This window comes from Paenibacillus sp. FSL R10-2782 (assembly GCF_038592985.1).
Lineage (GTDB): Bacteria > Bacillota > Bacilli > Paenibacillales > Paenibacillaceae > Paenibacillus > Paenibacillus terrae_C.
The window spans coordinates 2,621,238-2,635,343 of record NZ_CP151951.1 but is presented as its reverse complement, the minus strand read 5'-3'; the positions used below and the strand labels follow the sequence as shown (position 1 = coordinate 2,635,343).

At 43.2% G+C, this 14,106-nt stretch carries 11 protein-coding genes; all 11 read right to left on the bottom strand.

Annotation, left to right across the window (positions count from 1 at the left end):
* Positions 1-111: 111 nt before the first annotated feature.
* Complete coding sequence (locus NST83_RS11945; RefSeq protein WP_342417737.1) at positions 112-762, bottom strand: response regulator transcription factor; 651 nt, start codon at positions 760-762, stop codon at positions 112-114.
* Complete coding sequence (locus NST83_RS11940; protein WP_342417736.1) at positions 759-1,988, bottom strand: sensor histidine kinase; 1,230 nt, start codon at positions 1,986-1,988, stop codon at positions 759-761. Before NST83_RS11940 ends, NST83_RS11945 begins: the two co-directional genes overlap by 4 nt.
* A 191-nt stretch (positions 1,989-2,179) precedes the next feature.
* Positions 2,180-3,271 (bottom strand): AI-2E family transporter, encoded by a 1,092-nt coding sequence (locus NST83_RS11935; protein WP_137063053.1) that lies wholly within the window; start codon positions 3,269-3,271, stop codon positions 2,180-2,182.
* A 359-nt stretch (positions 3,272-3,630) separates the two neighbouring features.
* Positions 3,631-4,506, bottom strand: a complete 876-nt coding sequence (aguB, locus tag NST83_RS11930) for an N-carbamoylputrescine amidase (protein WP_137063052.1) — start codon at positions 4,504-4,506, stop codon at positions 3,631-3,633.
* Between the two features lie 30 nt (positions 4,507-4,536).
* The gene (locus tag NST83_RS11925; protein WP_342417935.1) at positions 4,537-5,568 is read right to left on the bottom strand and encodes an agmatine deiminase family protein; all 1,032 of its coding nucleotides are present in this window, start codon (positions 5,566-5,568) and stop codon (positions 4,537-4,539) included.
* Between the two features lie 167 nt (positions 5,569-5,735).
* Positions 5,736-6,287, bottom strand: coding sequence for a phosphodiesterase (gene yfcE, locus NST83_RS11920; RefSeq protein ID WP_342417735.1), 552 nt, complete (start codon positions 6,285-6,287; stop codon positions 5,736-5,738).
* A gap of 203 nt (positions 6,288-6,490) precedes the next feature.
* A complete protein-coding gene (locus NST83_RS11915; RefSeq protein WP_342417734.1) occupies positions 6,491-7,909 on the bottom strand; it encodes a glycoside hydrolase family 1 protein in 1,419 nt (472 codons plus the stop codon).
* 244 nt (positions 7,910-8,153) lie between these two features.
* Complete coding sequence (gene treR, locus NST83_RS11910; RefSeq protein WP_342417733.1) at positions 8,154-8,915, bottom strand: trehalose operon repressor; 762 nt, start codon at positions 8,913-8,915, stop codon at positions 8,154-8,156.
* A 59-nt stretch (positions 8,916-8,974) separates the two neighbouring features.
* Positions 8,975-11,014: a PTS system trehalose-specific EIIBC component gene (gene treP / locus NST83_RS11905; RefSeq protein ID WP_342417732.1), complete on the bottom strand. Its 2,040-nt coding sequence runs from the start codon at positions 11,012-11,014 to the stop codon at positions 8,975-8,977.
* Between the two features lie 83 nt (positions 11,015-11,097).
* Positions 11,098-12,837 (bottom strand): alpha,alpha-phosphotrehalase, encoded by a 1,740-nt coding sequence (gene treC, locus NST83_RS11900; RefSeq protein WP_342417934.1) that lies wholly within the window; start codon positions 12,835-12,837, stop codon positions 11,098-11,100.
* Between the two features lie 228 nt (positions 12,838-13,065).
* On the bottom strand, positions 13,066-14,082 hold the full coding sequence (locus NST83_RS11895; RefSeq protein ID WP_342417731.1) for a peptidoglycan DD-metalloendopeptidase family protein: 1,017 nt from the start codon (positions 14,080-14,082) through the stop codon (positions 13,066-13,068).
* Between the last annotated feature and the right edge of the window lie 24 nt (positions 14,083-14,106).

Sequence of the window (14,106 nt, the reverse complement as noted above, 5' to 3'; positions counted from 1 at the left end):
ATTCTCTTTTAAGAGTACAACAGTTTATAAACAAAAAAATCGTACATAAGGGCAAGCACCTCATGTACGATAGGGCAAAATAAAATGAATATATGTTTTTATTTTCGATTTTTAAAGATGCAGAATGCCTCGTTCCAGAGACACGGCCACCGCTTCAGATCGGGAATCTACACCGAGTTTATTGTAAATGTTCGTTAAATGTGCTTTCACGGTGCGCTCCGAAATCCCCATGTCGAACGCAATTTCTTTGCTCCTAAGTCCCCTTGCAACAGACTGTAATATGTTTCTTTCTTTCTCGGTCAGGATTGTTGGCTCTTCACGCTGCTCGCTCTTGAGCTCTCTCTCACTTGTTTTAGCAAAAACTCTTGCTGTAATTTCCGGCTGAAGAAGGGTCTCTCCTCTTAATGCTGATTCAATAGTCCGAAACAAATTTTCACGGCTGGTATCCTTTAATAAATATCCTTTCGCTCCCAAGGATAGTCCCTGTATCATTAAATCATTCTCATTATAGGTAGTCAGGATAATAACCGGCGTTTCATTTTGCCTCTCCTTTAAAGCTTTCATCGTCTCCAGCCCGCTCATTTGGGGCATATATAGGTCCATTAGTATTACATCTGGATGAAGCTCCTCAATCAGGGTAAGAGCTGTTTCCCCTTCCTCAGCTTCACCAACAACTTCATAGCTGTCATTTGTCTCCAGAACAAGCTTTAGCCCTTCTCTAACCACCCAATGATCATCTACAATTAATATTTTAAATTTCATGATACGTCTCCTTTAGTAAGGGGAGCCTCTACTTTAATCGACGTCCCTTCTCTTACTGTGCTGTTGATATTAATGGTTCCACCCAGCAAACGCGCACGCTCATGAATGCCTATTAATCCATAATGTCCTGCTTGTCTGGCGATAATATCCGGGTTAAATCCTTTTCCGTCGTCACGAATCTCTATAGAAATTGTACCATGTGCATCCAAAATATACAGCCATACGTTCTTGGCATGCGAATGCTTGGCTACGTTCGTTAGACATTCACTTATGATATGTAGCCCATGTTCCATCCATAGCCTTGATACCGAGGATTTGATCCTGATGTCCAGCGCTGTTCGGATTCCGGTAGCCATCGTAAAGCGCTGCGCTTCTTCCCGGACTGCATCAGCAAAGTCGACTTCCGAGGCCGATTTTGAACGCAGGTTATCTATAGCCCGGCGTGAGTCTGCCAACGCCTTGCGTGCCTGGGACATGGACTGCTGAACGATTTCATGTGCTCTCTGTGAACTGCCTTTTGTCAGATGAGCATCTACGGCTTCCAGCTGCATAATCAGGCCAGCAAGACCTTGAGCCAGTGTGTCATGCAAATCCCGGGCCATGCGTTGCCGCTCGTTGGCTAACGTAAGCTCTTCCACTTTTTGATGTGCAAGCTCCAATTCAGTAAGAAAGTTTTGGGTACGAATCCGCGCATTGACTTGCCTGAAGAAAAGAATAGCATATGCAGCGACGACAATAACAATAAGAATGAGCAAGCCAATAAACAGCACGGAGTTCTTGCCATCTTGATGCCATATAATAGAAACACAAAAAAGAAAATAGAAACTAAAAAACACCAACACAACTTTTTTCGTTTGATAATAAATACCTATGCTCTGCCCGATTAAAATTGGGATTAATCCAATCAGCACAATCGGAAAACTCTCAGGCAGGAGAAATGCGCTTGAAAAGATAATTACTGCTTGAATAATAAAATAAATCCATGAAAAGTACTGTAGAATTTTACGAGCATGCCAGTACAAAAGTACGTGCAGAAACATTGTAAAAGTGAATAATATAATTTGAAGCGGTAGTAGTGGGGGAACATTTTGAAAAATAATTCCGTCGAGATAAATCAAAATGATCCATAATATAATAGGAACTCTGGATATATCAAGTCGATCATGTTCTCCACTGTGTATCTTTAAGTCTACATCTTGGTTTTGTTCCCTGGATTCTTTGCCCATAGTCCACCTCTTTAATGTTTACAAAAAAATTATACTTATATTTTATCACTTTGTAGCTTAGCTATAAGTAAGTAAACTGTTTCTCAAACCATTTTACAAAATGATGGAGATAAAAAAAACGTACACATGGGCGAGGACGTGTGTACGTTTGGGCAAAAATAGATATTCGTATGCTAAATATTCAATATCAATTATAAATTTTCCCATTTTTCTCTGTAAAAAAGAAAATATACCTTGCTAAAGATGACTTTAATAATCATGTATAATGGGATAGCCAGCACGATTCCTGTAATTCCTGCCAAATCTCCTCCAATCAGTACGAGAATGATGACTGTCAAAGGGTGAACATCCAGCTGCTTACCGAATATATAAGGAGAAATGATATTGTCTTGTATTTGCTGGGCCAAAAGAATAACGATAAGTGACCATATAGCAACAGTCGGTGACTGAATGAAGCCAATAATAACAATAGGGATTGATGATAAAATGGCGCCGACAAAAGGAATAAAATTCATAATCACCGCAACCACGGTTAATAATAGTGCATATGGCAATCCGATTAATAAGAATCCCAAATACATTAACACACCAAGTGCCAAGTTAATAACTACCCTTCCCACAATAAAGCTGCCAAGCGCACTATCAATATCATCCAAAACCTCGTTTGCAGCTATTAGAAAGCGTTTAGGAACAAAACTAACCAGTTTGCGGCCGAATTTGTTCCCTTCCTTCAGCATGTAAAAAAGGATTAAAGGAAAGGTAAACAATGCGATTGTTACATTGGAAACAAGACTAAACAATCCGGTTACATAATCCGTAATTAAAAAGAAACCTTTGTTCAAGTATTCGGTTAGGTGTGACAGTGGATTAATGTCGCCCAGGAAAATGGCAGAAAGTGCCCCGTTCTGTTCTAATTCTTGAACTTTTTTACTTAATGTACTAAATAGACTGGGTGCGCTCTCCACCAGATTGATCATTTGGTTACGTATGGAAGGCCAAATACCAACAACAAAGACAGCTAAAATGACTGCAATGGCGATATAAATGAGTATGATCGCAAGAGAACGATTTAACTTGTGTTTTTCCAGTAAATCTACCAACGGGCGCAGAAGATAATAGAAAAAAACAGACAATATTAATGGAAGTAAGACAATGCTGATTAAAGAAGTTAGCGGTTTAAATAAAAAATTGACCAGTGTGCACAAATATATAATGATGAGAACAAAAATAATGCCTATACACCATTTAAAAAACTTATTGATTTTGGAAGTGTGATTAGTCATTAAACCCAATCCCTTCTATCTTTACATATTTAATGAACTTCTTCAACTGACCACACCCTTCATATCATAAAAAGAAAATTCACATTATGAACATCCTGCTAATTTACTTAGATTTCTTATATTCATCTTAAATCGAATACCAAATAAAAAAATCGTACTTAAGGGTATACACCTCATGTACGATAGGGCAAATTATTATTTTGTAACTTTGCAAAGTCCTCGGAGAATCTTAATTTTATCTTTAGTCATATTCGCTCAAGCATTCGAAAAATCCCCTTCCCGAAAAGCCGAGCGAATCCGAATGTGGGAAACGCCTTGGCTTATCAGCAAGGGGAACTTTGTCTATATTCGTATAAAGGTTATACTTTTAAATCACCATCATAGGTAGCAATCATGTTATATAGTTCCGGGCGGCGGTCACGGAAAATGCCCCATTCAATCCGCCCCACTTCCAGCTCGTCCAGATCAAATTCAGCAGTAAGCACTTCCTGATCCGTACGACCAGCTTCTGCAATTTTGTTACCCTGTGGCCCAGCAATAAAGGATGAACCGTAAAATGTGATACTGGAGTCCTCATCTGTCTCCATTCCAATGCGATTGGAAGCAACAACTGGCATCAGATTGGAAGCAGCATGACCGAGCATGCAAGTCTGCCAGTGATCCTTGGAGTCAATGGAAGAATCCTGCGGTTCCGAACCAATCGCTGTCGGATAGAACAAAATTTCTGCACCCATCAGCGCCATACAACGGGCAGCTTCAGGATACCACTGATCCCAACATACGCCTATTCCAATTTTGGCATATCGTGTATTCCACACTTTAAAACCGGTATCGCCCGGATTAAAATAAAACTTTTCCTCATACCCGGGACCGTCCGGGATGTGGCTCTTGCGGTATTTACCCAGCACTTCCCCGTCCGCATCAATCACAGCAAGGCTGTTGTAGCGGGCGTAGTTTTTTTTCTCATAAAAGCTGATTGGCAGCACAACCTGCAATTCCTTGGCAATCTTTTTAAAATGGTTAACCGCCTTGTTATGCTCCAGTTCGGTTGCATATGCAAAATAATCGGACTTTTCCTTCTGGCAGAAGTACGGAGTCTCGAACAATTCCTGAAGTAAAATAATCTGCGCGCCTTCCGCAGCCGCTTCACGTACCAGCTTCTCAGCTTTGCTTATATTTTCATCAATGTTGGTAGAGCAGCTCATTTGGGTTGCTGCCACTTTTACTTTTCTCACGTCAGTCCTCCTCGGGGATGTTTATAAAGTTCAATTATTTGCAGCAGGCATCTGCTGGGTAGTGCAGTGTACGTTGCCGCCTTCACGTATGACCGCCATGCCGTCCACGGTACGAATGGTACGTTCCGGAAATACATTGGCCAGGACCTGCTCGGCTGCGCGATCGCTTTCAGTAGCAGTGCCGCCAAACACCGGCAAAATAATGCCGCCGTTCACAAAATAGAAGTTGATATAGCTCAGCGTCAACCGGCTGTCGTCAAAATCCACGCGCGGTGGTTGCCCAATTTGGATCACTTCCAGCTTGCGGCCTTTTGCATCCGTTGCCTGCTCCAGAATGCGCAGATTTTCCTGCGTGATTTCGTAATTTTCATCCTTAGGATCATCGCATACTTGCATAATGACCTTGCCGGGAGCAGCAAAGCAAGCAATATTGTCCACATGCCCATCCGTTTCATCGCCACTAAGTCCACGTTTCAGCCAGATAATCTTCTCAACGCCTGTATATTCGCAGACATACCGTTCGATTTCTTCTCTGCTTAATTCGGGATTGCGGTTCGGATTCAGCAAACACTCTTCCGTTGTAATAAGTGTGCCTTCGCCGTCTACGTGCAGTGAGCCACCTTCCATTACAAGCGGTGCATCAAATCTTGGTAATCCAAGCGTGTCTAAAATTTGCGGCGCTACCTGATCGTCCAGATCCCACGGAGCGTATTTGCCGCCCCAGGCATTGAACTTCCAGTTCACACCTGCCAACTGTCCATGCTCATTCGTTAGAAAAGTAGGACCATTGTCGCGCAGCCACGCATCACTATGCTCTATTGGAAGCAGCTCCACCCGTTCCCCGAGCTCAAGTACCTGGACGCTCTCCAGATCATCTGGATTTACGACCACGGTAACTGGTTCAAACTCAGCCATGGCACGTACAATTCCAGCGTAGCCCATGCATACATCGGCATGCATATCCGGGTAAACCATGGAAAACTGTACAGGCCAAGAAATATACGTACGTTCATGCGGCGCCCATTCAGGCGGCATCTTATACTGTGAATCCTTAATTTGCATGTATTGAAGCTCTCTTTCTTCATCATAATGTTGAGTCTTTTCTGTAACTGGAAAACGTTGTCTAATAAACAAGACGGACAGACTCCGTTCCTATCATACAATAATATGATCTTTGTCTCAATCAGATCGAAAAAGTTTTGAAGGGATCCCATTCAAGCTAAAATGGATTACATTGAAAATGTGATCGTTTTAATCGTGTCGCCATCAAAATCCTTAACCGTGAATTGCACTCCCTCCAATAGCCCATAGGATGGAGGATAGTTTTCCTTCGGCAACGCTATCGAACCGGGGTTCAGCACAAAGACTCCCTTTTCCACATCCGTTACCGGAATATGGGTATGTCCCTGGATGAACACATCCCCCTTTTCCAGTGGTGGTAAGTTCCCAATGCTGAAGCCATGTCCGTGCGTGATATAGATGCGCCGACCTTCATGGTACAATAAAGCATAACCGCCCATCATCGGGAACTCCAGCAGCATCTGATCCACTTCTGCATCGCAGTTACCTCGTACAGCCACTGCAATATGCGACTTGTACTGATTCAGTTTAGCGGCCACTTCTGCCGGATTATACCCTTCCGGTAGCCGATTACGCGGTCCATGGTACATATAGTCTCCGAGCAGGACAAGACGGTCTGCTTTTTCCTCCCTGAACTTTTCCAGTGCCAGCTGCAACCAGTGCAGCGAGCCGTGAATATCCGATACAAACATAAGCTTCATAATGGTTCATTCCTTTCTGAATATGCTTCTCACCGTATCATAGCCTTTCTGACAATCGCTCGTCAGTAATAAAATTATCAGCTAAGGGCCTGATCGTGATGCAAACAAAACTAAGCGACCGCTTCCCTGTACAATAGCAGGAAGCGGTCGCTGTATAAAACCCTATTTTGTTGAATTGCTGCCTTGATCAAGCAAGCAGCATCTTATTTCCGTCGCAAGCTTGCACCATTGGTCGAAATAATATCTTTGTACCAATGGAACGATTTCTTCCGATATCTTTCAAGTGTGCCGCTTCCATCATCATGACGATCTACATAAATGTAGCCATAACGTTTTTTAAGCTGAGCTGTGGATGCACTAACAACGTCGATGCAACCCCAAGACGTATAGCCCATAACTTCTACTCCGTCGTCAATAGCTTCGCCAACTTGAACCAGATGATCATTCAGATAGTTGATCCGATAGTCATCTTCAACGGTTTTTTCGCCTTTTTCATTGGTGATAAGCTCGTCAACGGCGCCCAAACCATTTTCAACTATGAATAGTGGTTTTTGGAAGCGGTCATAGAATGTGTTCAGTACATAACGCAAACCTTGAGGATCAATTTGCCAGCCCCACTCGCTTGCCTCAAGATGCGGATTGCTGACACCACCGAGGATGTTGCCTTCACCTTTCGTTTTCTTGGCTTCGTCAGCCGTTTCACAAGTGCTCATGTAATAGCTGAACGAGATAAAATCAACGGTATGCTTCAAATCTTCGGCATCTCCTGGTTCAAAATGAATAGAGATTCCGTTTTCTCTAAAGAAACGTTTCATGTAGCCTGGGTATTGACCTCTGGCATGAATATCTGCAAAGGCCATATTTCTGTGATCAAACTCCATCGCAGCGATCACATCGTCTGGATTAGGTGTCAGCGGATAAGTAGGCATACTCAGCACCATACAGCCGATTTTGAAATCAGGATTGATCTGGTGACCGATTTTTACCGCTCTTGCACTCGCCACAAGCTCATGGTGAATGGCTTGATAAAGATCTTGCTTAGTAAGCTGATCCTTTGGCGTGCTAATCCCGCCACTCATGAATGGAGCTTCAAGAATGGAGTTGATTTCATTAAATGTCAACCAGTATTTTACTTTATTTTTGTAACGGTTAAATACCGTTGTAGCATAGCGCTCATAAAAATCAACAAGCTTGCGGTTTACCCAACCGTCGTATTCTCTGGACAGATGTAATGGTGTTTCATAGTGAGATAATGTAACGAGCGGTTCAATTCCATATTTATGAAGCTCATCGAACAAATCATCATAAAATTGCAGACCTTGTTCGTTGGGTTCCAGCTCGTCGCCTTTAGGAAAAATGCGTGACCAGGCGATGGAAGTCCGGAACACTTTGAAGCCCATTTCTGCAAAAAGTTTGATATCTTCTTTATATTTGTGATAGAAATCAATACCGATCAACTTCATATTATCTTCTGTCGGCACATCCGTAACAGGTCCCCAACCACCACGAGGGGTTACATCCTGAATAGACCAGCCTTTTCCATCTTCTTGATAAGCGCCTTCGAGCTGGTTAGCAGCAACTGCGCCGCCCCACAGGAAATCTTTTGGAAACTGTGTACTCATGTTCTCTCCGCCTTTACTTATGTTTTTTCATTAACTAGGGTAGGACCTTGTCCCCTTATGCTAATGTGTTATAAAGTGTTTCTATCTTAGATTCTAAGTTTTGTAACGCGTTTCATGTCAAGTGTTTTTTTAATACAACATTTTTGAAAAATGCTCGTATTATTCTTTTCCCCGTTCATGAAGGTTTATCCGTTTTAATGTGCATTTTTCGAGTTCAACTTATACAGAAAAGAAACCCTTGTCTTCAAAAGACAGGGTTTCTGGATAGATCCGATTTTTTCTCTTCCCCGTGAGCACGTCTGGCAAAGTTGACAAATTGGAATTTGTCCAGCCGATGCCTTGACTCGGTGTACTGGAACAAGGTGGTATCTTCCAGATAGACATAATTGCGCACTACTACCACGTGAATATAGTCGTTGAGATCCATCAACTTATGATCTTCTTCGCTTGCCTCTTCTACGGACACTACTTTTTTGGCATAACTGATTTGAAGATGAAGCTCATTCTCCAGATATTCATAAATGGATCCGCTGCTAATCTCCTTGGTAAGCACAGGCACAATGTCTGATCGAAAATAATCTTTATCCAAAATAACGGATTCGTCTTCAATCTCACGCGCGCGAATCACTTCCCAGACAAGATGCCTATGCTTGTCGAGTTCAAGATGACCGATTATTTCTTCTGAAGCCGGAATCAGGCGATTCTCATGCACAATCGTCCGTGATTTACGCCCGATTCGTTCGGACATCTCTTTGAAGCTGACCAATCCGCCAACTGGAAAATCCATACGCCCGATATCCAGTACAAAGGAACCTTTAGCTTTTATTTTATGGATATACCCATTTTGCGCAAGCAAGTGAAGTGCCTTACGTACGGTCTCACGGGAAGTATTATATTCCCTGGCCAGCTCATTTTCAGAGGGTATCTTCGTGCCTGAGGCTAATTCACCTGCCCGGATTCGTTCCAAATAATCCTGATAAATTTGCAGAAAAATATTCGTTGTCAATTTTCATCACCACGTTTATTGTAGCATTCTTTTACTTTAATTGGCGACCTGTATGCTTTTTAAGTTTGTGATTTATTCTTGTCTACAGATAAAGCCTTTAAGTGAATTTTCATAGAGATATATTGCAAAGCGTTCGCCTCACCTGGCAGTTCTTCAACGGACTCAATCATTTCCTGACCATCCGGAACAATTACTGGTGTAATAACCGGGTATCCGGATTCCTGGATTAGATCACGGTCGAATTCCATCAGCAATTGTCCCTGTTCAACAGTTTGACCTGTCTTCACATGCATAGTGAAACCTTCACCCTTCAGCGACACGGTGTTAACGCCCACATGTACCAGAATCTGTACACCTGACGCATGTTCCAGAATCAGGGCATGCTTGCTCTTCATCATAATATGGATGACCTTTCCGCTGAAAGGGGCAAAAATTTTACCCTCCTCCGGTTGCACCGCAATTCCCTGTCCCATCTGACGCTCGGCAAAAGCCGGATCAGGAACCTGTTCCAGAGGCACAATACGTCCCCGAACCGGAGTCATGACTTCAAGTACATCGAGCGCGGAAGTCTTATGGTCAGTGCCTTTTGTCTCGGCAGGTATGTTAGCTGGACTGTTCTGATTTGTGAATGAAGAAGTTGAATGATTAGCATTTGGCGACTCTTCCTTAGTAAGATCTGATTTTTGCTGGCGCTTATTTAATAATTTTCCATACGCTAAAGTTAAGCTGAACGGCAGAATTAACACGATTGCCATTCCAATGAAGAACACGCCCCAGTTCATAGGAAAAATAGACAGGAAACCTGGAATACCCCCAACACCGATTGAAGAAGCCATAACATGATTCACCGTTAGCAATACACCCGCAATACCTGAACCAATCATTCCGAACATAAATGGATATTTATAACGGATGTTTACCCCAAAGATCGCCGGTTCCGTTACACCCAGAAAAGCAGACACGGATGAAGTAAAGGCCAGCCCTTTGCCCTTCTGATCCTTTAATACCAGCATCATAGCCAATGCACCAGCACCTTGAGCAATGTTGGAAAGCGCCAGCATTGGCCATAGGAAGGTCCCGCCCTGTGTTCCAATTAATTGTACGTCTACGGCCAAGAAAGTATGGTGCATTCCCGTGATGACGAGCAGCGCGTAAAGACCTCCATAAATCAGCCCTCCCAGCGCAGGAGCTTGAGCGAAAACGTATACAAGTCCACCCGTAATTGCATTACCGATCATAAAAGTAACCGGTCCGATAACCGTAAATGCAAGAAATCCCGTAATTAATAATGTAATCGGCGCGACCAGTAACAGCTTAAATGAATCAGCTATTCTGTTGTTCAAGAATTTCTCAATTTGTGCCAACACGTAAGCGGATACAAGAACCGGCAGAACCTGTCCTTGATAACCAATCTTGTTCACTTCCCAGCCAAACAGATTCCATACCGGAACCGTTCCCTTAGTCACTGCATCTGCATAACTGTAAGCGCTCAGCAGGTTTGGATGAACCAGAATCAGACCAAGTACAATCCCGAGTAATGGGCTGCCACCAAATCGGATAACTGCCGACCATCCGATCAAGGCGGGCAAGAACGTAAATGCAGTGCTGGCGATCGTATTAATAATAGCAGCAAAATCAGTCCATTCAGGATAGACCTGAACCAGAGACATTCCCTCGAAGAAAATCCCCTGACCCGTCAGAATATTGTTAATGCCAAGCAGTAAGCCTGCTGTCACAATCGCGGGCAATATAGGGATAAAAATATCTGCCAGTGACTTGATGGCACGCTGAATAGGATTCTGTTTCTTGCTGGCCGCATCTTCAACATCATCTTTGGAAGCCCGGTTGCCGCCTGTAATTGCCATCATTTCGTCATACACCTTATCAACCAGACCCGGTCCAATGATGACCTGATACTGTCCTTGTGAGGAAAATTGGCCTTTGACCAAATCATTTTGATCCAATGCATCTTTATCAACCTGTTTGTCATCATAGAGGGCAAACCTCAGACGGGTTACACAATGGGTAGCTGCCTCAATATTATCTTTGCCGCCAACGGCTTCTATAATTCGTTCCACCTGTGCTCTTTCAATCGACATCTAACCCACTCCCTTAATTAATAAAGTAGCAGCCCAGGTTGCCATAACAGTGAAGGAACCTGGAGCTATTGGTTGTTGCTACACTATAAACTGCGTCTATGAACGAGCCACATATAGGAAGCATATGGGGACAAAGTGATAGACTGCTTTAATTCAAGAGCTTGTTCGGTATTACCAATTAACAGTTCAGCAGAAACCAATGCCTGATCTTTTAGTTGTAAGTAGCATGAATCAGGTATTTGGAATTTGGCCTCCTGCCCGCTAAAATTAGAGATGACGATCATAGTCTCCTTTTCATTGCTGCGTTGGTAGGCATATATCTGAGGATGGGCCTCGTCCAGTCGCTGATAATTCCCATCGGTAATGACTTGCACCGTCTTGCGCAGTCTGATCAGCTTTTGGTAATGATGGTAGATGGAGTTCGGATCCTTTAACTGGGCCTGCACATTAATTTGTGGATAACGCTCATCTATCTTGATCCAGGGAGTACCTGAAGTGAACCCCGCATTTGGACTATCATCCCATTGCATCGGCGTCCTCGAATTATCGCGGGATCGCTCCCGGATCATATTTAATGCTTCTTCAGCACTCTTACCCTGTTCTTGCAGAATACGATACATATTTAGAGATTCCACATCTCGAAATTCTTCGATATCTGACCACTTCGGATTGGCCATACCAATTTCTTCGCCTTGGAATATATAGGGCGTTCCTTGAAGTCCGTGTAGTGTGGTAGCCAGCAGCTTAGCGCTTTCGGCATGGTATACGCTATCATCTAGAAAACGGGAGATCGCTCGTGGCTGATCATGGTTGTTAAAGAATAATGCACTCCAGCCGCCACCCTGTTGCATGCCCATTTGCCATTCCGAGAATAGGCTTTTCAGCATTTCAAAATCATAGGGCATCAGTTCCCACTTTTGACCCTTCGGATAATCTACTTTCAAATGATGAAAATTGAAGGTCATGGACAATTCTTTTTTCTCTGGATTGGAGTAACGGATGCAGTGCTCCAGCGACGTAGAGGACATCTCGCCCACAGTCACGTTATTATACTTTTGAAATACTTTTTCATATAATTCGTGAATGTACTCATGTACGCGCGGACCGTCCGTATAGTACTTGCGTCCATCGCCCGGAGCAGTGCTGCGATCATCACTCAGGAATCGCTGATCTTTGGAAATTAAATTAATCACATCCAGCCGAAATCCGCTGACTCCCTTTTCAGCCCAAAACTCCAGCAGTTTTACGACTTCCTGACGTACTTTCGGATTTTCCCAGTTTAGATCTGCCTGAGTTTTGTCAAACAGGGTTAGAAAATATTGATCTGTTGTTTGATCATACTGCCAAGCGGGTCCACCGAATTTAGACTTCCAGTTGTTAGGGGGCCCACCATCGGGTGCAGGATCATGCCAAATGTAATAGTCCCTGTATGGATTATCCCTTGATTGTCGTGCCTCCTGAAACCAGACATGTTCTGTCGAAGAATGATTTACTACAATATCTATCATCAGATGCATTCCACGTGCTTGGATCTCCTGACTCAATTCCTCGAAGTCCTTCATAGTTCCAAAATCGGGGTTGATCCTGCAATAATCGGCTACATCATACCCGTTATCACGCTGCGGGGAGACATATACCGGCTGTAACCAGATAATATCAACGCCCAGTTCATATAAATAATCCAGCCTTTGTGTTAATCCTCGTATATCACCTGTTCCATTACCTGTTGTATCATTAAAGCTTTTGGGATAAACCTGATAGACCACCGATTTGCGCCACCAGTCCGTATCTTGATGAATCAAAGCTTTGTTTATCGATTGCATCATACTCGTTCCTTTCTCCCTAAATTAAACATTATAACGCTTTCATGTTTCTTGTATATACAAGAATATATCATGTATATACAAGTTGTCAACGAACTTAAAATAACATTCTGCTTTGTAATGAGGACGATATTTTTCAATAACTTGCTGTCAGATGACAAAAAACAAAGGTTGATCATCATAAAACTGAAGATCAACCTTTGCCTGAGCGTTTGAATTTTTTTGAAATTACTCGGCTGTTATTGTCTCTCCCTGCACAGGAGCAATCCGGTTTTTCCAATTGATGTTGATCGAACGAGACTTGAATAAATCTGCACCGTCTGACACCTGAAAATGAAGATGGGCTTCGCTGGAATTGCCTGAATTACCAAGTAGCCCGATTTCATCGCCACTCTTCACCTTATCTCCTACCTTCACTTTAACAGAGCCTTTCTTCATATGAGCTAGCACGCTATATTCCCCGCCATGGTCAATCACAACTTCATTCCCGGCAGGCACCTTCTCGTTCATCACGCCGACAGGTTCGTTATCAGGAATGTTATTTACAACCGAGACCACGGTTCCGCTTGCCGGCGCAAGAATCGGTTGGCCGAAAGCATAATAGCTTGTATTTTTCAGCTGATCACCTTTATAGGAATAGCCATCTTTTTTCTGTATAAGGTCATAGGCATATCGCTGGCTTTCATATTCATAGTGGTAATTCACAAGCGCATTGGTTCCCCCCCAGGTAACAAACCATTCCCCCTTCAATGGCCAATCGTATTTGAATTTGGTCAGGCGATTGTCTGTTTCCGGCGAAGGGGAAAGTTTCTTGGCTTGAAGCCCCAATATAGTTCCTTTCTCATCAAAAACAGTGATCAGCCCTATTTTCCCTGAGTCGCTTATCCATGAACGTTGTTCGCTGCCATTGAGTTTCATGACTGACGCCTGCTTAAATGAATCAGCACCTTTTAGAGAGTCAGGAGCCAATTTTTCAAAATCATCTTCGCTCAGTCGTTGTTTAAACTCATTGCTGAATTGGTCATAAACCTCCGCATACTTGCCCTCAAGCAGCTTTTCCGGTACCTCCTCGGGCTTTACCGTTTGGTCCTTTGTATTTGTTGTTTCATTCGGTATGTCTTTGGCCACTTCCGAGCTCCCTCCTCCTCCGCATGCCGTTATAAAAGCAGCAAACGCACTTGCCACCAGTACCATTTTGCCATAGTGGAAGATTTCTATCCTGTTCTTTCTAGTTGCCTTCTTCACTGCTGCACCCCCGTTTTGTGTATA

Excerpts from the sequence above, each read along its gene's own strand:
- NST83_RS11925 (WP_342417935.1), bottom strand. The coding sequence starts at position 5,568 with ATGCAAATTAAGGATTCACAGTATAAGATGCCGCCTGAATGGGCGCCG.
- NST83_RS11935 (WP_137063053.1), bottom strand. The coding sequence starts at position 3,271 with ATGACTAATCACACTTCCAAAATCAATAAGTTTTTTAAATGGTGTATA.
- treC (WP_342417934.1), bottom strand. The coding sequence starts at position 12,837 with ATGCAATCGATAAACAAAGCTTTGATTCATCAAGATACGGACTGGTGG.
- NST83_RS11915 (WP_342417734.1), bottom strand. The coding sequence starts at position 7,909 with ATGAGTACACAGTTTCCAAAAGATTTCCTGTGGGGCGGCGCAGTTGCT.
- NST83_RS11945 (WP_342417737.1), bottom strand. The coding sequence starts at position 762 with ATGAAATTTAAAATATTAATTGTAGATGATCATTGGGTGGTTAGAGAA.
- NST83_RS11940 (WP_342417736.1), bottom strand. The coding sequence starts at position 1,988 with ATGGGCAAAGAATCCAGGGAACAAAACCAAGATGTAGACTTAAAGATA.
- treP (WP_342417732.1), bottom strand. The coding sequence starts at position 11,014 with ATGTCGATTGAAAGAGCACAGGTGGAACGAATTATAGAAGCCGTTGGC.
- yfcE (WP_342417735.1), bottom strand. The coding sequence starts at position 6,287 with ATGAAGCTTATGTTTGTATCGGATATTCACGGCTCGCTGCACTGGTTG.